Raw genomic sequence first — 17,940 nt, forward strand, 5'->3', positions numbered from 1 at the left:
CCGGCCCAATCAGTCGATCACGCGGCTCCCAAACGGTTCCTCAAGCCGCCATCGGCCGCAGGGCGCGGTCACGGACCAGCGCGTTGAACCGTTGTTCAAATCCGGCCTTCGCCTCATCCGGCACCTCGAAACGGACGTGGCAGCTTTGTGCCCCGGCCGTCACGACGGTGAAGGGCAGGGGCATGCCGAATCCGTCGATGTGCAGCGTGCCGCGCGAACCGTTCGTGGCGTCGTTCCAAACTTGCAGGGCGGCGCCGCTGGAGGACAGGTTCTGCACGCGGCAGATCCGGTTGCCGGCGGACGTGTCGGCGCGGGCGGGCAGTTCCACCGCGTAGCGGGCCTCGCGGCGGCGGTCCACCTCGCTCATCGAGGTGCGGACGACACGGACCAGGATGCCGCGCAACTCGTCGATGCTTCCGGAGACGTCGTCGGCGATGACGCGCACGTCGGCGGCGTGGTCACCGGTGGCCTTCGCCTCGCTCGACACCTCGGCGATCCGGCGGGAGACCTCGCGCGCGGCGTCGGCGGTCTGGCTGACGCTGCGGCTGATCTCCTGGGTCGCAGCCGCCTGTTCCTCCATCGCGGCGGCGATCGCTCCCGCCACTTGATCCACTTCGGTGATGCTGCCCGTGATGGTGGAGACGACGGCCACGGCGCTGCTGGTCGCCGCCTGGATCTCGCCGATCTGCTGGGCGATGTCCTCGGTCGCCTGTGCGGTCTGACTTGCCAGATTCTTCACCTCGCTGGCCACCACGGCGAATCCCTTGCCAGCCTCGCCGGCCCTTGCGGCCTCGATGGTGGCGTTCAGCGCCAGAAGGTTGGTCTGGCTGGCAATGTTCTGGATGAGCTGGGCAACGTCGCCGATCCTCTGCACGGCGTCGGACAGAGACTGGATGGTGCCGCGCGCCAGATCGCCCTTCTCCACGGCGATTCGGGTGATGCTGCTGGCCTGCGCCACCTGGGCGCCGATCTCGCGAATCGAGGCGGTCAGCTCCTCCGAGGCGGCGGCGACGGTCTGCGCGTTGCGCAGAGCCTGCTCCGCGGCGGTGGCCACGGACTGGCTGTTCGCCCCGACCGCGCTCGCCGACTGGGCCATGGCCGCGGCGTTGCGTTCCATCTGCCCGGTGCGTTCGGACACTTGATCCACGGCGTTGCGGGTTTCGCGCTCCACCGTCTGTGCCATGTTCTCCAGGGCATCGCGCTTGATGATCTCGGCCTGCTCGCGCTGGCGCTCCTGCTCCCGGCGCATGCGCTGGTTCTCCAACCCGTTGGCCTTGAACACCTCCACCGCCTGTGCCATCGCGCCGATCTCGTCCCGCCTGTCGGTGGCCGGCACCATGGTGTCATAATCGCCTCCGACGATGCGCCGCATCGTCTCGGTGAGCCGCGCCACCGGCCGTACGACGCGGAGCACCACCACCGCCATGCCCAGGATCACCATCACAGCGCCGATCCCCAGGAGCACCAGGGAGGTTACATTGGCGGTGGCGTGGGTGGCTTGAGCCTCCGCATAGCGCTCCCCGGCGACGCGCACCTGAAGGTCGATGAGTTGGCTGATGCCATCGGTGACGGGATCGATCGTCTGGTACAGTTCGTTCTTCACGTAGGCGTCGAGGGCAGCGGCGTCCCGACCCGACAGGACGCCGATCAGCCGTTCCACCGCCGCGTCGGCTTTGGCCATTTCCGGTTTGATCCCATTCACCAGCGCCGTCTCTTCCTGGTCGAGGTTGGTGCCGAGATAGGCGTTCCAGCGCTCGCGAATGTCATCCTTGGCCTTGCGGATGGAAGACAGGCTTTCGTTCCAGGTGAAGTTGCCATTGCGCGCCTTGTGCGAGGCATCGACGATGAAGACGGCATAGGCGTCGGAGATGATCTTGAGGTCTCGCAAGGGCAGAACGCGCTCATCGTGAACTGTGCGGAGATTCCCGTTCGCCACGTTGAGCGCGCGCAACCCTGCCAGATCGCTCAGCGCCAGCAGGGCGCCCAGCAGGCTGAGAACCGAGAGCAAAATGAATTTGATGGTGAATCTCATAAAGCGCTCCCTTTGTGCAGCGGATTCGGATCCGCCTGCGTCCGTTTCTTTTCGAGCGCCAATGTGAGCTTCAATAAGTAAATAAATTCAAAAGGCCGCCGCCATTCCTTCGTTGTAAGCGGTCATATGTTGGACATCAAGCGGCGGCCTTTTTGATATCTATCCTGCGTTATGCTTTGTATTGGTCTTTGTCATAGGGAGGGTTTGGAAAATTTCAGTGAACCTTTATTTCGTTGCCGTGATCCCGGCGATAAATGTGCACATGGTAGGCGGCCATCGGATTGCCCCGGACATACTCCAGCAGACGGCGTTCCATGTCCGGTGTGGCGTTGCGGATCAGCATCTGCCAAGCCGGCTCCATCGTGGCGCGCTGCGTCTCGTTGTGCGGCAGCATGATGAAGCCTGCCCATTCCGGCCGGAAGTCAGCGAGGTAGCTTTCGGCGTAATGTCGCATCATGGACGCGTCGTTGACGTTGACCGACTTCATGTTCTCGAAGCAGACACGAAGCTGCATGTTCCGTCTCCCTCGTTCCGCGGGTCTCGATACAACGGATATGTGCAGCCTTCGTCCCTTCTGCACCCGTCGGGCGGGCTGAAAATTCGGATGGGAGCGACGATCCCCGGCGACAAAGAAAACCCCTCCCCGCGGAGCGGGAAGGGGTTTCAGTCATGGCGGATAGGAGAGGGAGACGACCGGCGGACCAGCGGCGAAGGCCGTAGGACCGCCGGTGCGTTCCTCAACCAAACTTATAACTGATGCCGTAGCCGCCCCGTGGGTAGTCCCACTGAATATTTTCCTTGTCCTGGCAGACCACGCGGCAGGTGCCGCATTCCAGGCAGCCGTCGGTGGCCAGCGTCACGCTGCCCGTCTCGTTCTTGCTGTAGCAGGCCGCCGGGCAGCAGATGGTGCAGGCCTGGGACTCGCAGGACTTGCAGACCGCGTCGTTGCGGATCTGGATGTGCGGCCGGCTCTCGTCCACGATGTAGCGGTTCTGGTACAGCTTCTCTTCGATCTTGACCACGATGCTCATCGCACGGCCCTCACCAGCTTGATTGCGTCGCCGACCAGACCCATGATCGAGCGCTTCTTGACGAAGGACTTCATGATCTCCTTCTCCTTCGTCTTCTTGTCCACGCTGTCCACGGTGAACCAGCTGTGGGCGGCGGCGGTCAGCGTGTCGGGGTAGGCGCCGAAGAACTGCTTGTTCTCGTGCATGATGCCCGGCAGGTTCCGGTACTTCTTCAGGTCCTTCATGATGAAGCTGTCGTCCAGCTTCTTCTTGTAGGCGGCGAGGTTGGCAGCGTTGAAGGGCTTGCCGGCCTGCTTCAGCTCGATCACCGTCTCCGCCGCCATGCGGCCCGACGCCATGGCGAGGTTGGAGCCCTCGCGGTGGGCGGCGTTGTTGAAGTGGGCGGCGTCGCCGACCACCATCCAGCCGTCGCCGTAGAGCTGCGGAACCGCCTTGTAGCCGCCCTCGGGGATCATGTGGGCGGCGTATTCCTTCATCTCCGCCCCTTCGATCAGTGGCTTGATGACGGGGTGGTTCTTCAGGTCCTCCAGCATCTTGTAGGGCGGAATGGCACCCTGCTTGAAGTCGGAGATCAGGCAGCCGATGCCGATCGTCAGCGATTCCTTGTTGGTGTAGAGGAACGCCGTGCCGACCATGCCCTTGGTCACCTTGCCCATGATCTCGATGACCACGCCCTCTTCGTCCTTCAGGCCGAAGCGCTGCTGGATCAGCTCGGGATCGATGAACAGGATTTCCTTGACCGCCAGCGCGACGTTCTGCGGCGCCAGCTCCTGCTGGAAGCCGGTGCGGCGGGCGAGCAGGGCGTTCACGCCGTCGGCCATGATGACCACGTCGGCGTGGATCTCGCCGCCCTCGCGGTCGGTGCGCACGCCGATGACCTTGCCGGAGGCGTCGCGGATCAGCTCCGTCACCGTGGTCTCGCAGATCTGCAGGCCGCCGGCCTCGCGGATCTTCTCGGAGAACCACTTGTCGATGTTGGCGCGGATGATCGTGTATCGGTTCGGCTTGTCGCTGTTGAAGGCGTCCGACCGGTAGTTGGTGCCGATGTAGTTGTCATCGCCGAGCAGCCAGACGCGCTGTTCGATGATGTGGCGCTCGGTCGGGCAATCCTCGCGGAAGTCCGGGATGATCTTCTCCAGCTCGGCGGCGTACATGATGCCGCCCTGGACGTTCTTGGCGCCGGGATACTCCCCGCGCTCGAGCTGAAGAACGTTGAGGCCCTGCTTGGCCAGAGTGTAGGCCGCCGCGTTGCCGGACGGGCCGGCACCGATGACGATGGCGTCGAACTTTTCGACCATGGTCCTTGTGGCTCCTGTTCGTCCGGATGTTCAGCCGGCCAGCCGGTTGACCGAGAGGCGCTTGCCGAAAGCGTCGGTCAGGGCCGGCAGGATGGTCAGCGCGTCGCCGACCAGCCCGAGATGGGCGAAGTCGAAGATCGGCGCGTTGGGATCGGTGTTGATGGCCAGGATCAGGTCGGACTTCTCCATGCCGACCCGGTGCTGGATGGCGCCGGAGATGCCGGCGGCGATATAGAGCTTCGGGCGCACCGTCTTGCCGGTCTGCCCGACCTGGCGGTCGAAGCCGGTCCAGCCGGCCTGGACCAGCGGACGGGTCACCCCGACCTCGCCGCCCAGAACCTTGGCGAGGTCGAAGACCAGCTTCAGGTTCTCCGGCTTGCCCAGCCCCTTGCCCGCCGCGACGATGATGTCGGCGAAGGCGAGCTGCGCCTCGTTCTGCTCGCGGTCGGCGATGAAGCTCAGCACCTTGGTGATGACGTCGGTCTCACGCAGGTTCGGGAACACCTCGACCACGCGGCCGCTGCGGCTGTCGTCGCGGTCGGGCATCGACATCACGCGCGGACGCACCGTGGCCATCTGCGGGCGGTAGGCCAGCGTCTGGATGGTGCAGAGCAGGGTGCCGCCGAAGGTCGGGCGGGTGGCCGCCAGCGAGCGGTTGTCCATGTAGATGTCCAGCTCGGTGCAGTCGGCGGTCAGGCCGGTGGCGAGCGTGGTGGCGATGGCGCCGGCGAGGTCGCGGCCCAGCGTGGTGGCGCCCAGCAGCACGATCTCCGGCTTGTAGGTGTTGACCACGTCGGTCATCACCCGCGTGTAGGGATCAGTGCGGTAGTCGGCCAGGACCGGGTCGGTCACCTTGTAGACGACGTCGGCGCCGTAGGTGAAGGCGTCGCCGCAGATGGCGTTCAGCTCCGGGCTGTCGGCGCCCAGCACCACGGCCCCCACCTCGACCCCCAGCTTGTCGGCGAGCTTGCGGGCTTCGCCCACCAGCTCCCACGACACGGAATGGACGGAGCCGCGCTCCTGCTCCACGATCACCCAGATGCCCTTGTATTCCTTCAGGTGCTCGGGCAGTTGGAACTTGCGTCCCTGCGGCTTGCTTGGTTCGCTCATCGGGATGTCTCCGGCGGAGGATTCGTCAGGAACGGCGCGTCAAGGCCAGCGCGTCACAGGCCGGCGGCGGCGCGGGCGAGCAGCTCGTCGGCGAGTTTCGGCTGGGCGCCGAAGATGGCTTCGACTGCGGCGGCGGCCTGGGCCTCGGCGGTGGGGGCCTCGGCCTCGACCATCGTCGCCTTCTGGGCGCGCGGCTTCGGCACGAAGACCTTCGACACGACGGTGGGCGAGCCCTTCAGCCCGACCTTCGTCTCTTCGGCGCCGGTGGTGTCCTTGTTCCACGTCTTCAGGCCGTAGCGGGCGGCGCGGAACATGTCGTCCATCTTGCCGAAGCGGATGGTGTTCGTGCCTTCCAGCATCGTGATCATGCAGGGCAGGGCGGTCTTCAGCACCTGCACGCCGCCTTCGGACCGGCGGTGCACGACGATCTCCCGCGCCCCCTGATCGATCGATTCGATCTTCGTGATGTAGGTGAGCTGCTGGAAGCCCAGCCGCGTGGCGATGCCCGGACCGACCTGCGCGGTGTCGCCGTCTACCGTCTGCTTGCCGCAGAAGACCAGATCGACCTGTTCCTCTTCCGACAGCTTCTTGATGGCGGAGGTCAGGGCGTAGGAGGTCGCCAGCGTGTCCGATCCGGCGAACTTGCGGTCGGTCAGCAGCACCGCATCGTCGGCGCCCAGCGACAGCGCCTTGCGCAGCGAGGTTTCGGCCATCGGCGGCCCCATGGTCAGGACGGTGACGCGGGCGCCGACCTTGTCCTTGATCCGCAGCGCCTCCTCCAGCGAGAAGAGGTCGAAGGGGTTGATGATGGCCGGGACGCCCTGACGCATGATCGTGTTCGTCACGGGGTGGATGCGGATCTGGGCGCTGTCGGGCACCTGTTTGATACAGACAACGATGTGCATCCCGGTCTCCTTGACATTCCGCCGCCTGTCGCGCGGCGTGGCTATGGTCCTACCAGCAAGCGGCGTGCCAGTTCTGAGCGGATGCGGTAAGTTATTGTATTTTATTGATTTTATGGCTGTTGAGAGATTGTCGCAAAAACGACAAAGACCGGACGTGTCGGCTTCTCAACAGGGGAGTTGGGGCGGTCCGGCCCGATCTCCGCCCCCGGTCCGGCCTCTGTCGCCTACCGGACAAACCCGACAACGCCCGGCGGCGATGGATGGCCGGAAAGCGGAACGGCCTGCGGACGCTCGCCGGAAGGCGGGTCCGCAGGCCGTCCTGGAATTGAACGATAAAACGGATCAGGTCGGCAGCAGGGCATCCAGCGGGACGAAGCGGTCGGCCATCTTGCGCGCCTCCTCCTGATGAACCTTGAAGGTCTTCTCGGCGATGGCGTTGGACGCCACGAAGTCCTGGTAGGCGCGCTCCAGATGGGCGCTGTAGCGCGCGGCCATGCCCTCGTCGTCCAGCCCCTCCATGCCGGTGTCGGCGGACAGGTAGTCGTGGAAGCGCTGCAGGATGTGCAGGCGGTTCACGTTGACCACGCGCTGTTCGTAGGTGACGCCGAGGAAGCGCAGGAAGTCCTCCGCGGTCTCCAGATCCTCCAGATCGTCCTTGAAGCTCATGGCGGGGTCCTTTCCGTTCAGATGACGTAATGATCGGCGCGCGCGCCGGTGTCGGGAGAATGGGGGGCGTGATTGCGGTCGCCGCAGGTGTCCTGATCGCACAGGTTGCCGCAGCTCCGGCAGACGATGCCGTCGAGCGGCAGGTCGTCCAGCCGGATCGCGCTTAACGGCGGGGCCGAATGGGGGGTGGAGGGGCGCGCGGCCTCCTCCGCCGCGTGGGCTTCCAGCCGGGCCTCGATGCGGTTGATGTGGTCGATCAGGCAGGCGATGGCCTTGCCGACCGGGTCGGGCATCAGATGGTGGTCAAGGTCGATGCCGTGGGCGGCCAGCCGGCGCTGGGTGTCCGGACGGACGACGCGGCCGGGGATGCCGACCACCGTCATGCCCTCCGGAACGTCCTTGGTCACCACGGAGTTGGCGCCGACGCGGCACTGGGCGCCGACGGTGATCGGCCCCAGGATCTTGGCCCCGGACCCGACCAGCACGCCGTCGCCCAGCGTCGGGTGCCGCTTGCCCTTGGTCCAGGAGGTGCCGCCCAGCGTCACGCCGTGGTAGAGCGTCACGTCGTCGCCGATCTCCGCGGTTTCGCCGATGACGACGCCGGCCCCGTGGTCGATGAAGAAGCGGCGGCCGATGGTGGCGCCGGGGTGGATGTCGATGTTGGTCAGGGCGCGGGCCAGATAGGACAGGAAACGCGCCGGCCAGCGCAGCCCCCGCCGCCACGCGGCGTTGGACAGCCGGTGGACCACCAGCGCATGGATGCCGGGATAGCAGGTCAGCACGTCGAGGACGTTGCGCGCCGCCGGGTCGCGGTCGAAGACGCAGGCGACATCCTCGCGCAGCAGCCGCCAGAGGCTGGTCTCATTCATGGCGAGGTCCGGGTGGGCGTCGATGGCGGCCATGGGGTCCTCCGGATCACGAAGTGACGACGCTCCAGCGGGTAGCGTCGTCGTGGAAGGCGCGCAGCTCCTCCGCCGTCGGGGCGCGCTTGGCGCGGGTGGCGAGCGCCCGGACCCGCGGCAGCACCGCCTGGGCGGTGGCGTCGTCGCAGGCGATGCCGAGCTGGCCGTAGGCCATCTTCACCCCCGCCGTGCCGGAATGCTTGCCCAGCACGATGCGGTGCTCGCGCCCCACCTCGGCGGGGTCGAAATTCTGGTAGGTGGCGCGGTCGCGCAGCAGCCCGTCGACGTGGATGCCCGCCTCGTGCGTGAAGACGGCGTCGCCGACGATCGACTTGTTGACCGCCACCGGCCGGTTGGAAGCGCGCTCCACGAGGTCGGAGATCGCCCCCAGCGCGCGGGTGTCCACCCCGCAGTCCTGCCCGTAGAGCACCTTCAGCGACACCACCACCTCCTCCAGCGGGGCGTTGCCGGCGCGCTCGCCCAGCCCGTTGACGGTGGTGTTGACGTGGGTCGCCCCGCCCAGCACGGCGGCCAGCGAGTTGGCGTTGGCGAGGCCGAGGTCGTCGTGGGCGTGGATCTCGATCTCCAGGTCGGTGGCCCGGCGCAGCCGTTCAATGCAGGCGCGCGTCTGGAAGGGATCGAGCACGCCCAGCGTGTCGGCGAAGCGGAAGCGGCGGGCGCCGGCCTCTTGCGCCACGGTCGCGGCGGCGATCAGGAAATCCATGTCGGCGCGCGAGGAGTCCTCGCCGCCCAGGCTGACCTCCAGCCCGTGGTCGCGGGCCGTCTTGACCTTGCGTTCGATCTCGGCGAGAGCCCAGGCGCGGCTGCGCTTCAGCTTCTTGGTAATGTGGATGTCGGAGACGGGCATCGACAGGTTGACGGTGCCGACCCGGCAGTCGAGCGCCGCCTTCAGGTCGGTGTCGTGCATGCGGCACCAGACCATCAGCCGCGCCTTCAGCCCCAGCGCGGCCACGGCGCGGATGCCTTCGCGCTCCTCCGGCCCCATGGCGGGGATGCCGATCTCAAGCTCCGGCACGCCGGCCTCGTCGAGCGCGCGGGCGATGGCGATCTTCTCGTCCAACGTGAAGGCGACCCCCGCCGTCTGCTCCCCGTCGCGCAGCGTCGTGTCGTTGATGATGGTGGAACCGGCCATCGGCATTCGGTCACATCCTCAATCTGAGCGTAATCGGCGGTGGGTCTTGCCCCCACCCTAACCCTCCCCCGCTTCGCAGGGGAGGGGATCAAGGCCCTCTCCTGCGAAGCGGGGGAGGGAGGGGACCCACGCAGTGGGGAGGGTGGGGGCATCGGAGCCAGAAGGTGTGTCGCAGACCGGGCCAGGGAACCGCGTCCCGGCGGGTGTCGTCGGGCGGGTTGCCGGGGCGCGGGCCCGGCCCGGCCTGCGATCTCGGTGTTACGAATAAATATTTCTACGAATAGACTGGGGCGAACTCCTTCGGGGCGCCCGCCTGCGACCAGTAGGGCGACAGCGAGCGCAGCTTCGCGATGATGCCGGGAACCACCGCGATCACCCGGTCGATCTCCTCCTCGGTCGTCTCCCGCGACAGGGAGAAGCGGGTGGCGCCGTGGGCGGCGGTGTAGGGCACGCCCATCGCCCGCATCACGTGGCTCGGCTCCAGCGACCCGGAGGTGCAGGCCGACCCCGACGAGGCGGCGATGTCGGCTTCGTTGAGCAGCAGGAGGATTGCCTCGCCCTCGATGTACTCGAAGGCGACGTTGCAGGTGTTGGGCAGGCGGTTGGCCGGGTTGCCGGTGACGAAGCAGTTGGGAACGGCGGCCAGGATGGCCTGCTCCAGCTTGTCGCGCAGCGCCTTCACCCGCGTGTTCTCGTCGGTCATGTGCATGAGCGCGAGCTGTGCGGCCGCCCCCAGCCCGACGATGCCCGGCGCGTTCTCCGTGCCGGCGCGGCGCGAGCGCTCCTGGTGGCCGCCGCGCAGCATCGGGCGGAAGCGCAGGCCGCGCTTGACATAGAGCGCGCCGATGCCCTTGGGCGCGTGCAGCTTGTGGCCGGACAGCGACAGCATGTCCACCGCGCTGGTGGCGAGCGTCATCGGGATCTTGCCGACCGCCTGCACCGCGTCGGTGTGGAACACCGCCCCCGCCGCCTTGGCGAGCTGGGCCAGCTCCTCGATCGGGAAGATCGTCCCGGTCTCGTTGTTCGCCCACATGATCGAGACGATGGCGACGTCCGGCCCCAGCGCCGCCTTGTAGGCGTCGAGGTCGAGGTTGCCCCGGTTGTCGACGCCGATGCGGTGGACGGTGTAGCCGCGCTTCTTCTCCAGATAGTCGCACAGCGCCAGGACGGCGGGGTGCTCGACCACGCTGGTGACGATGCTCTTCTTCTTCGGATAGGCCTCCAGCGTGGACAGGATGGCGGTGTTGTCGCTCTCCGTGCCGCCGGAGGTGAAGACGATCTCGCTGTCATGGGCGGCGCCGAGCAGCGCCTGCACCTGCTTGCGCGCCCATTCGATCTTGCCGCCCACCGCGGCGCCGAAGCCGTGCATGGAGGAAGGGTTGCCGAACTGCTCGGTGAACAGCGGCAGCATCTCCGCCAGCACGTCCGGATCGACGCGGGTGGTGGCGTTGTTGTCGAGGTAGATTCCCTGTGCGGTCATGGCTCAGGCCCCCACCGGCAGGAGGGAGGCGGGCTTGACGCGGACGAACTCGCCCAGCGCCTCGACCAGCTTGGCCTGCACGCCCATCATGGTGCCGGCGGACTGCGAACAGCCGGAGCAGGCGCCGGTCAGCCGGACGTAGATGTCCTTGCCGTCGATGTCGACCAGCTCCACGTCGCCGCCGTCGCGCTGGATCTGCGGGCGCAGCTCCTCGATGGCGAACATGATCTTCTGCATGCGCTGCACGTTCGTGAGCTTGGCCGGGGCGGCCTCGGCCTTCGGGGCCAGCGGCTTGATGGCGTCCAGCCCGACCGTGCCGGGGGCGTGGGGCTTGGGCGGGGCCAACGCGCCGGTCTTGGCGAGCACGGCCTCCAGCACCTCCTCGATCTTCTCGTGGCAGGTCTGGCAGGAACCGCCGGCCTTGGTGTAGTGGGTGACCTCCTCCAGCGTGGTCAGGCTGTTGACGGTCACCGCGCGTTCGATCATCGCCGCGTCGATGCCGAAGCACTTGCAGACCAACTCGCCTTCCTCGTGGTCGTCGACCCAGTCCTCGCCCTTGAAGTTGGCGATGGCGGCGCGGAGCGCCTCGGCACCCATGACCGAACAGTGCATCTTCTCCGGCGGCAGGCCGCCCAGATACTCGGCGATGTCGCGGTTGGTGACGGCCAGCGCCTCGTCCACCGTCTTGCCGATGATCATCTCCGTCAGCGCCGACGAGGACGCGATGGCCGAGCCGCAGCCGAAGGTCTGGAACTTCGCGTCCTCGATGACCTGGCTGTCGGGGTTGACCTTCATCATCAGCTTCAGGGCGTCGCCGCAGGTGATCGACCCGACCTCGCCCACGGCGTTCGCCTCATCCAACGCGCCGGCGTTCTTCGGGTTGAAGAAGTGTTCCTTGACCTTGTCGGTGTAGTTCCACATGACGCCTTGCCTTTCCCGCATTACCGGGTGGGGGGAGAGAGTTCGGGGTTAGTGGGCGGTGCCGCAGCCGCCGGCCGCCGGCGCGGAGGAGCAGCTGCCCCCCGGACCCGCCGAGAAGGACTTGCCGCAGCCGCAGCTGCCCGTCGCGTTCGGGTTGTCGAACTTGAAGCCCGCGCCCTCGACCCCTTCGACGAAATCGACCACCACGCCGGTCAGGAAGGGCTGGCTGGTCGGATCGACGAAGATCGTCACCGGGCCGAAGGTCAGCACGGCGTCTTCGTCGCCCGCCGTGGCCTCCAGCCCCATCTGGTATTTCATGCCGGCGCAGCCGCCGTCGGCCACCGCGATGCGCAGGCCGGCCGCGGCGCCGCCGGACTTCGCCAGCACGCGCTCCAGGGTGTTCACCGCCGCATCCGTCAGGGTCACCATGTCTGCCGCCTCCAAATGCTCTGTCGGGCATGCCGACCGTTCCTGGTCATAGGATCAGCAAGCAGCGTGCCAAATTTTAAGTCTTTGATTTTAAATGATTGTCAGGTCGGGCGGCTGGTGTTTTCCCGACAATTGTCGGGTCGGGACCATGTCGGCTTTGCGACATCCTGCGACGAAAGGACGCACAATTTGATTATGGGCTTTTGCGAAAGCGGCTTGCGAGCCATACAGGATTGTCGGTCGGGCGCACGGTTTTGCAAAACAACGGAAGGGGACGGGTGATGGAGCGGCCGGTCGAACTGCGGATGTCCAACGGGCGCATGGCCTTCGGCGAGGTGCCCGAGCACATCGACGAAACGCTGCAGGAGGCGGTGAAGGCGCGCCCCGACGCCGCGGCCTGCGAGGCCCTGCTGTGGGAGGCCCACCGGATGGGGCCGCGCGTGCTGCCGGTCTTCTACGCGCTCTACAAATTCTATTTCAACCGCAAGCGTTTCGCGGACGCGGAGCGGGTGGCGATGATCGGGCTGGACGCGGCGGCGCGCGAGGGCGGCTATGCCGGTGACTGGCGGAGCCTGCGCGCGGACAGCACGGATTGGACGACGGAGGGGCCGCCGCGCTTCACCCTCTTCACCCTGAAGGCGTTGGCCTTCATCAGCCTGCGCAGCGGGCGGGTGGAGGAGGCGCGGGCGATCCTCGCCAAGCTGACGGAGATCGACCCGCAGGACCGGGTCGGTTACGGCGTCATCGCCGCGCTGGCGAAGGGCCTGGGGGAGGAATGACTTGGGAAGGGAGGTGATTGACGGATCGGGTTCGTCAGTCACCCGACCCGAAACACACGGCCTCCGCGCCGCAATCGCGGCAGACCGGGGCGCCGCAGGGAATCAGCCCGTCCCGCGCGCAGAGGAAGCGGTAGAGAAAGGCCTTCCAGCGGGTGCCGGTGGCGTTCAGCAGGGCCAGCGAGTCGAAATGGCGCTCCATCAGCGCCGCGAGATGGCTCGGTCCAGCCAGGCCGAGATCCCGCCACAGTTCACCCTCGTCGAGCATGGCCCGAGCCACGATGGCGGCGAGCCATGCCTCCTCCTCGATGCCCAGCGAGCGGTGGGCGAGCAGAAGGGTGGCGATGTCGTCCGCCTCGCTCCGGAGAAGCGGCGGCAAGGGGGTAGGGGAGCTGTCGGGAACCGGCAGACCAGCCGCGAAGGCGCCGGGGAAATAGCGGTCGAGAAGCTGGCCGAGCGCCCGGTCGTCCAATCCCAACGCGCCCGGACCCGCCGACCAGCGGCGGGACAGGATGCAGGCGAACAGATGCGCGTCGAAGACGTTGCTGCGCCCCTGGCGGTCGGTCAGCCAGCGGTACAGCCGCGTGGTATCGCCCGCCCCCGGCGGGGCGGCGTGCAGGATGCCCATGGCTCCGTTCTCCGGGGGCGGTCAGGCCGTCTCAAGCAAAGTTGGGCGGCCGTCAGGCCGCCTGGGGCAAGTGGGTGATGCAGTTCTTGGAGCAGACCTTGCCGCAGCTCTCGCAGCCGATGCAGTTGCCGGCGTTCTTGACGCTCATGACCTTCTTCTCGGCCTCGTCGTCGAAGGCGTCGACGATGTCGCCGTCCTCGGTGATGCCGATCAGCTCCAGCACGTCGCGGCCGCAGACCTTGAAGCAGCGGCCGCAGCCGATGCACATCTTCTGGTCGATGCTTTCCACGAATTTCGGCGTCCAGGCGGCGCCGCCGCGGGTGGTGCCGGTCACGAACTCAGCCATCGTCTGCTCCTCAATCGGGCTTGTTGTTGGGGTTTTTGGTGGGAATGGGCATTGCCGTTGCCCCCTCCCTAACCTTCCCCCGCCTTTGGCGGTGGAGGGGACTGCCGCCGCTTCGCAAACGGCACCCTCTCCCGCGAGAGCGGGGGAGGGTCGGGGAGGGGGCAAGGTGTGTTCAGGCGGACGCCGTCTCCAGCGCCTTCAGCGCGGCGCGCTTCTCGGTCAGGGTCTTGTAGGCGTCGTAGGTCTCCTGGGCGACCTGGAGGATGGATTGCCAGTTCTGCGGCAACTCCTCCGACAGGTCGTGCAGGTCCATCTTCTTCTGGGTCGCGCGGGCGTTGAGCTTCTTGACCTCGTCCTTCAGGGCGTCGATGTCGGACATGGCGGAATCCTCACAGATCGGCGACGTCGGGGTATTTGCGGATCAGCGCCACGGCCTCTTCCACGACCTTCGCGCCGTCGGCGGCCAGCTTCTCCAGCGACGGGAAACCGAAGCGGTGGACGTCGCGCAGGTGCTTCGACACCACGACCAGCCGGCCCGTGGTCAGCACCATGCGGCCGAAGCCCTCGTGGCTCATCTTCATGATGGGGGAGGCGATGTGGCCGGTCTGCTTCTCGACCGTGATGCCGACGGCCTTGTAGAACAGCTCCAGCCGCCACAGCGTGTCGGGGTCCGGGTCGCCCATGATCGGGATGGCGGCGCGGGCCTCCTTGTCGAGGATGAAGGGGGCGAGGATCGTCTCGTCGCTCTTGCCTTCCCAGGCGCCGTAGCTGTCTTCGGCGCGGAACAGCATGACCAGGGTCTTCAGAAAGGCCTCGGCGAGATCGCTCCCGGCGGCCACGGTGGTGTCGGTCATGCTCTCAATCCTCCTCGTCGAAGGCCAGCTCCTGCGGCTGGCCGGCGTTCAGGGCCTTGCGCAGCCAGGGCGGCGGGTTGCCGTTGATGGTTTCGACCAGACGGTCGAGCAGGGCGGTGATGGTCTCCGTAGCCTCCACCTTCACGGGGTGGATCTTTTTCGCCACCACGCGGGCGGCGGCGGAGGCGCCGATGGCCGACAGGTAGACGATGGCGCAGTCGGCCAGCGCGTCGAGCTTCGGGATCAGCTTGTCCTCATTCCCGTCCTCGAACATCGAGCCGCCGAACTGGCAGGTCTCGACCATCGTGTAGCCGGCCTTGTCCACCTCGTAGACCACAATGTTCTTGGCCCACCCGAAATGCGCGTCGACGTGCTGCATGTCCTGGGTGCAGAAAGCGACCTTCATGGAACCTCCTTTGCGGGGCCGGCCCTCCTCGGCCTGGCCCACCACACTCAGCCGGCGCTGCATCCGCATGATCCGCTCCCGCAGTGCTGGCCGTGTTCATGCCCGTCCCCATGAGGATGACCGTGAGCATGGCCATGCTCGTCGTGGTCCATCTCGCGGGACAGGAACAGGTTGCCGATCTCGAACAGAAGCTCGCGGGTGCCGCGGTAGCCGACATGGACCTTCAGCCCGGCGCCCAGCCGGTCGAACATGGGAAGCCCCATGCGGTGCAGCGGCACGCCGATGCGCGCCGCCCCCTGCCGCCCGTGCGAGTTCGACACGATCAGGTCGGCGTCGCGGGCCAGAGTCTCCACGTCGGAATGGTCGCCGACCATGACGGTCGCGGCCTTCAGCTTCTCCAGCACGGCGGTCTGGGTAGGCGACACCGCAGCAATCACCTCCGCCCCCATGTCGGCCAGGAAGCTGGTGACGGCGTAGAGCAGGTCCGGCTCCAGCGCCACGGCGATCCGCTTGCGGCTGTAGAAGAAATGCCCGTCGAGCATGCCGTCCACCAGCGTCTCGCGCTGGCGCCGCAGCTTCGCCGGCACCGGGCGGCCCGACAGTTCCGACAGGGTGCGGACGAGGCGGTCCGACGCCTCCAGCCCGGTCAGCCGGTCGAAGAAGACGCTGCGCACGTCGGTCTTCAGCTCCAGCGCCGCGGCGGCGACGCGCATGTGCTCGCCCACCACCAGCGTGAGTTCCGACGCGCCCATGGACGCGATCTGCTCCACCGTCACGCCGCCCAGCGAGGTCGCCGTGAAGTCGTCCGGCTGGCGGCCCGACATGGACAGCGACAGGTCCGGCAGGAAGATCGGCGACAGGCCGAAGCTTTCGATGATGTCGCGCAGCTCCTCGACGTCGCCCGGCGACAGGTGGCAGCCGGCCAGCACGTTGATCTGGCCCTTCACGGTCGTTTCCGACGGCTGGACCACCTCCTCGACGATGCCGGTCACCGCGGCGGAGAAGCCGTCCTCGAACCCGCCGGAGAAGTCGGGGGTGTTGGCGAAGACCAGCTTCAGCCCGGCCAGGGCGGGGTTGCGCTGGCGGAACAGCGAATACTGCCCGGCCATGTCCTCGCCCTTGGTCTCGGTCACGCCGGTGGTGGCGACGCCGATCAGGGCGGGCGCGTTGCGCTCGTGGATGGTGCGGACGGCCTGCTCCAGATTCTCGTAGCCGCCGAGGATGGTGGAGACCTGATCCATCGCCGTGGTCTGGAGCGGAATGGCCTCGCGGAAATGGCGGACCAGCAGGACCAGCCCGAAGGCGGTGCAGCCCTGGCTGCCGTGGAACAGCGGCATGCAGCGGTCCACGCCGAGGAAGGCGAGCGCTGCGCCCAGCGGCTGGCTCATCTTCAGCGGGTTGGTGGCGGCCGCCTTGGCGGAGTGGGGGAAGCGCTGGATGGTGCCCATGGCGGTTACGCTCCCACCGGCCGGGCGTCCGGCTTGGCATCCGGTTTCATGTCCCAGGGGGCGGCCAGACGCACCTGCCGCCAGATCGGGTTGGACAGGGTCTTGTCGATTTCCTCACACAGGTTGACGATGCCGTCATAGCCCGCGTAGGGGGTGTGGCGCTCCTGGTTCAGGTCGAGCCACGGCACCTTGGCCTTCAGCGCGATGAACTGCGACCGGCCGCCGGACATCATGATGTCGGCCTCGCTGTCGCGCAGCATCTTGTAGATGTCGCGGGGCTTCAGGTCGTCCCACTGGTGGAACTCCTCCCCCTTCATCTTCTTGATGCGCTCCTTGTCCTCCTTGGTGGACTTCTTGGTGGAGGTGCCGACGATGGTCAGCCCGGCGCCTTCCAGCGCAGTGACCATCGACCAGCTCTTCACGCCGCCGGTGAACAGCAGGACGCGCTTGCCGTCGAAGCGCGGCTTGTAAGGCTCCAGCCGCCGCCAGACGCGGCTTTCCTCGCGGGCGATGACGCCCTCGGTGCGGTCGATGATCGCCTTGTCGGCGCCGCGCTCCACCAGCATGCGGGCCATGGTGCGCAGCGTGTCCGACATGTCCGACACGCCGTAGAAGGAGCCTTCGAAATAGGGGATGCCCCAGCGCTCCTGCATCTTGCGCCCGACATTCACCAGCGCCTGCGAGCAGACGACCATGGTCAGCCGCGCCCGGTGGGCCTGCGCCACCTCGTTGTAGCGCCCGTCGCCGGAGATGCAGGACAGGATGCGGATGCCGATCTCGTCGAGCAGCGGCTTCACCAGCCACAGCTCGCCGGCCAGATTGTATTCGCCGACGATGCAGATGTCGGTCGGGGTCGTGACCTCCGGCTCCACCGTGCCGATGACGTGGTCGAGCAGGGTCTCGCCGGCCAGCTTGTTGCCCAGGTTCTTCGACCCGACGAAGCCCGGCGCCATCACCGGGATCACCGGCTTGCCCAGCTTCTTCGCGGCGAATTTGCAGACCGCCTCGATGTCGTCGCCGATCATGGCGGGGACGCAGGTCTGATAGACGAAGACGGCCGGCGGATCGTACTGCTGCACGATCTCCTTGATCGCCTTGTAGAGCTTCTTCTCGCCGCCGTGGATGATGTCGAGTTCCGACATGTCCGTGGTGAAACCGGTGCGGTAGAGCTGCGAGCCCGACGACTTGGTGCCGCGGTTGTCCCAGGAGTTGCCGAGGCAGGCGATCGGCCCGTGCACGAGGTGGGCGGCGTCGGCGATCGGCTGGAGCGCGATCATCGCGCCGTCATAGGCGCAGCCTCCGGCGGCGGCTCCCGGCTTCAGAGCCTTGGAGCAACCCTTCTTCCGCTCCTTCTCCGACTTGGCTTGGTTGGTGGAGCAACCCGGCTCGTTGAAGACGTCCTGGAGCTTTTCCTGGAGCATGACCTTCTCCCGCCATTGGCCGACATCGGCGCCTGTGGGTCAGTCATATGCAGGAGGTGTGCCAAGGAGTGATTTGTTTATATTCAATAAGTTAAGCAGATCGGCCTCGTGTGCGATACCCGACAATCGGGGAC

The 17,940-nt window shown here is 66.8% G+C and carries 20 protein-coding genes; 1 reads left to right on the forward strand and 19 read right to left on the reverse strand.

Annotated elements, in window-relative coordinates:
• Positions 1–40: 40 nt before the first annotated feature.
• The 12 genes from AMK58_RS04540 to AMK58_RS04595 all read right to left on the reverse strand — a co-directional run bounded on the left by AMK58_RS04540 (position 41) and on the right by AMK58_RS04595 (position 11,927).
• Entirely contained in the window at positions 41–2,032 is a 1,992-nt protein-coding gene (locus tag AMK58_RS04540; protein WP_035672197.1) for a methyl-accepting chemotaxis protein, read from the reverse strand.
• A gap of 214 nt (positions 2,033–2,246) precedes the next feature.
• Positions 2,247–2,546: a hypothetical protein gene (locus AMK58_RS04545; protein WP_035672200.1), complete on the reverse strand. Its 300-nt coding sequence runs from the start codon at positions 2,544–2,546 to the stop codon at positions 2,247–2,249.
• 223 nt (positions 2,547–2,769) lie between these two features.
• A complete protein-coding gene (locus AMK58_RS04550) occupies positions 2,770–3,063 on the reverse strand; it encodes a ferredoxin family protein (RefSeq protein ID WP_079285569.1) in 294 nt (97 codons plus the stop codon).
• Entirely contained in the window at positions 3,060–4,361 is a 1,302-nt protein-coding gene (locus AMK58_RS04555) for an FAD-dependent oxidoreductase (RefSeq protein ID WP_035672203.1), read from the reverse strand. The genes AMK58_RS04550 and AMK58_RS04555 overlap by 4 nt, the downstream gene beginning before the upstream one ends.
• Positions 4,362–4,391: 30 nt before the next feature.
• Complete coding sequence (locus AMK58_RS04560; protein ID WP_035672206.1) at positions 4,392–5,471, reverse strand: electron transfer flavoprotein subunit alpha/FixB family protein; 1,080 nt, start codon at positions 5,469–5,471, stop codon at positions 4,392–4,394.
• Between the two features lie 53 nt (positions 5,472–5,524).
• Positions 5,525–6,376, reverse strand: a complete 852-nt coding sequence (locus AMK58_RS04565) for an electron transfer flavoprotein subunit beta/FixA family protein (protein ID WP_035672210.1) — start codon at positions 6,374–6,376, stop codon at positions 5,525–5,527.
• Positions 6,377–6,718: 342 nt separating this feature from the next.
• Positions 6,719–7,042: a nitrogenase-stabilizing/protective protein NifW gene (gene nifW, locus AMK58_RS04570; RefSeq protein ID WP_035672214.1), complete on the reverse strand. Its 324-nt coding sequence runs from the start codon at positions 7,040–7,042 to the stop codon at positions 6,719–6,721.
• A gap of 17 nt (positions 7,043–7,059) precedes the next feature.
• Positions 7,060–7,944 carry a serine O-acetyltransferase gene (gene cysE, locus AMK58_RS04575; protein WP_035672217.1) on the reverse strand — a complete coding sequence of 295 codons (885 nt, stop codon included), beginning with the start codon at positions 7,942–7,944 and terminating at the stop codon, positions 7,060–7,062.
• Positions 7,945–7,957: 13 nt separating this feature from the next.
• Positions 7,958–9,103, reverse strand: coding sequence for a homocitrate synthase (nifV, locus tag AMK58_RS04580; protein ID WP_035672220.1), 1,146 nt, complete (start codon positions 9,101–9,103; stop codon positions 7,958–7,960).
• Positions 9,104–9,371: 268 nt separating this feature from the next.
• The gene (nifS, locus tag AMK58_RS04585; protein WP_059398661.1) at positions 9,372–10,577 is read right to left on the reverse strand and encodes a cysteine desulfurase NifS; all 1,206 of its coding nucleotides are present in this window, start codon (positions 10,575–10,577) and stop codon (positions 9,372–9,374) included.
• Between the two features lie 3 nt (positions 10,578–10,580).
• The gene (gene nifU / locus AMK58_RS04590) at positions 10,581–11,498 is read right to left on the reverse strand and encodes a Fe-S cluster assembly protein NifU (RefSeq protein ID WP_035672268.1); all 918 of its coding nucleotides are present in this window, start codon (positions 11,496–11,498) and stop codon (positions 10,581–10,583) included.
• 48 nt (positions 11,499–11,546) lie between these two features.
• Positions 11,547–11,927 carry a HesB/IscA family protein gene (locus tag AMK58_RS04595; protein WP_014239772.1) on the reverse strand — a complete coding sequence of 127 codons (381 nt, stop codon included), beginning with the start codon at positions 11,925–11,927 and terminating at the stop codon, positions 11,547–11,549.
• A 281-nt stretch (positions 11,928–12,208) separates the two neighbouring features.
• Here AMK58_RS04595 and AMK58_RS04600 point away from each other — a divergent pair, with 281 nt between their 5' ends.
• Positions 12,209–12,706 (forward strand): tetratricopeptide repeat protein, encoded by a 498-nt coding sequence (locus tag AMK58_RS04600; protein WP_051140144.1) that lies wholly within the window; start codon positions 12,209–12,211, stop codon positions 12,704–12,706.
• A 34-nt stretch (positions 12,707–12,740) separates the two neighbouring features.
• On the opposite strand, the gene AMK58_RS04605 is transcribed toward AMK58_RS04600, so the two are convergent.
• The 7 genes from AMK58_RS04605 to nifE all read right to left on the reverse strand — a co-directional run bounded on the left by AMK58_RS04605 (position 12,741) and on the right by nifE (position 17,806).
• Positions 12,741–13,331 (reverse strand): nitrogen fixation protein NifQ, encoded by a 591-nt coding sequence (locus AMK58_RS04605; RefSeq protein ID WP_051140145.1) that lies wholly within the window; start codon positions 13,329–13,331, stop codon positions 12,741–12,743.
• 52 nt (positions 13,332–13,383) lie between these two features.
• Positions 13,384–13,677, reverse strand: coding sequence for a ferredoxin III, nif-specific (fdxB, locus tag AMK58_RS04610; RefSeq protein ID WP_014239775.1), 294 nt, complete (start codon positions 13,675–13,677; stop codon positions 13,384–13,386).
• A gap of 172 nt (positions 13,678–13,849) precedes the next feature.
• On the reverse strand, positions 13,850–14,056 hold the full coding sequence (locus AMK58_RS04615) for a CCE_0567 family metalloprotein (protein WP_035672275.1): 207 nt from the start codon (positions 14,054–14,056) through the stop codon (positions 13,850–13,852).
• Between the two features lie 10 nt (positions 14,057–14,066).
• The gene (locus AMK58_RS04620; RefSeq protein WP_014239777.1) at positions 14,067–14,531 is read right to left on the reverse strand and encodes a NifX-associated nitrogen fixation protein; all 465 of its coding nucleotides are present in this window, start codon (positions 14,529–14,531) and stop codon (positions 14,067–14,069) included.
• 4 nt (positions 14,532–14,535) lie between these two features.
• A complete protein-coding gene (nifX, locus tag AMK58_RS04625; RefSeq protein ID WP_035672311.1) occupies positions 14,536–14,937 on the reverse strand; it encodes a nitrogen fixation protein NifX in 402 nt (133 codons plus the stop codon).
• Positions 14,938–14,984: 47 nt separating this feature from the next.
• A complete protein-coding gene (gene nifN, locus AMK58_RS04630; RefSeq protein ID WP_051140146.1) occupies positions 14,985–16,385 on the reverse strand; it encodes a nitrogenase iron-molybdenum cofactor biosynthesis protein NifN in 1,401 nt (466 codons plus the stop codon).
• 5 nt (positions 16,386–16,390) lie between these two features.
• Entirely contained in the window at positions 16,391–17,806 is a 1,416-nt protein-coding gene (nifE, locus tag AMK58_RS04635) for a nitrogenase iron-molybdenum cofactor biosynthesis protein NifE (protein WP_035672278.1), read from the reverse strand.
• Positions 17,807–17,940 lie beyond the last annotated feature (134 nt).

Origin of the sequence: Azospirillum brasilense, from assembly GCF_001315015.1 — a bacterium.
GTDB classification, from domain to species: Bacteria; Pseudomonadota; Alphaproteobacteria; order Azospirillales; family Azospirillaceae; genus Azospirillum; species Azospirillum brasilense.

Bases quoted from the DNA above. Each gene is read 5' to 3' on its own strand.
- AMK58_RS04540 (WP_035672197.1), bottom strand. From the start codon at position 2,032: ATGAGATTCACCATCAAATTCATTTTGCTCTCGGTTCTCAGCCTGCTG.
- AMK58_RS04545 (WP_035672200.1), bottom strand. From the start codon at position 2,546: ATGCAGCTTCGTGTCTGCTTCGAGAACATGAAGTCGGTCAACGTCAAC.
- AMK58_RS04550 (WP_079285569.1), bottom strand. From the start codon at position 3,063: ATGAGCATCGTGGTCAAGATCGAAGAGAAGCTGTACCAGAACCGCTAC.
- AMK58_RS04555 (WP_035672203.1), bottom strand. From the start codon at position 4,361: ATGGTCGAAAAGTTCGACGCCATCGTCATCGGTGCCGGCCCGTCCGGC.
- AMK58_RS04560 (WP_035672206.1), bottom strand. From the start codon at position 5,471: ATGAGCGAACCAAGCAAGCCGCAGGGACGCAAGTTCCAACTGCCCGAG.
- AMK58_RS04565 (WP_035672210.1), bottom strand. From the start codon at position 6,376: ATGCACATCGTTGTCTGTATCAAACAGGTGCCCGACAGCGCCCAGATC.
- nifW (WP_035672214.1), bottom strand. From the start codon at position 7,042: ATGAGCTTCAAGGACGATCTGGAGGATCTGGAGACCGCGGAGGACTTC.
- cysE (WP_035672217.1), bottom strand. From the start codon at position 7,944: ATGGCCGCCATCGACGCCCACCCGGACCTCGCCATGAATGAGACCAGC.
- nifV (WP_035672220.1), bottom strand. From the start codon at position 9,103: ATGCCGATGGCCGGTTCCACCATCATCAACGACACGACGCTGCGCGAC.
- nifS (WP_059398661.1), bottom strand. From the start codon at position 10,577: ATGACCGCACAGGGAATCTACCTCGACAACAACGCCACCACCCGCGTC.
- nifU (WP_035672268.1), bottom strand. From the start codon at position 11,498: ATGTGGAACTACACCGACAAGGTCAAGGAACACTTCTTCAACCCGAAG.
- AMK58_RS04595 (WP_014239772.1), bottom strand. From the start codon at position 11,927: ATGGTGACCCTGACGGATGCGGCGGTGAACACCCTGGAGCGCGTGCTG.
- AMK58_RS04600 (WP_051140144.1), top strand. From the start codon at position 12,209: ATGGAGCGGCCGGTCGAACTGCGGATGTCCAACGGGCGCATGGCCTTC.
- AMK58_RS04605 (WP_051140145.1), bottom strand. From the start codon at position 13,331: ATGGGCATCCTGCACGCCGCCCCGCCGGGGGCGGGCGATACCACGCGG.
- fdxB (WP_014239775.1), bottom strand. From the start codon at position 13,677: ATGGCTGAGTTCGTGACCGGCACCACCCGCGGCGGCGCCGCCTGGACG.
- AMK58_RS04615 (WP_035672275.1), bottom strand. From the start codon at position 14,056: ATGTCCGACATCGACGCCCTGAAGGACGAGGTCAAGAAGCTCAACGCC.
- AMK58_RS04620 (WP_014239777.1), bottom strand. From the start codon at position 14,531: ATGACCGACACCACCGTGGCCGCCGGGAGCGATCTCGCCGAGGCCTTT.
- nifX (WP_035672311.1), bottom strand. From the start codon at position 14,937: ATGAAGGTCGCTTTCTGCACCCAGGACATGCAGCACGTCGACGCGCAT.
- nifN (WP_051140146.1), bottom strand. From the start codon at position 16,385: ATGGGCACCATCCAGCGCTTCCCCCACTCCGCCAAGGCGGCCGCCACC.
- nifE (WP_035672278.1), bottom strand. From the start codon at position 17,806: ATGCTCCAGGAAAAGCTCCAGGACGTCTTCAACGAGCCGGGTTGCTCC.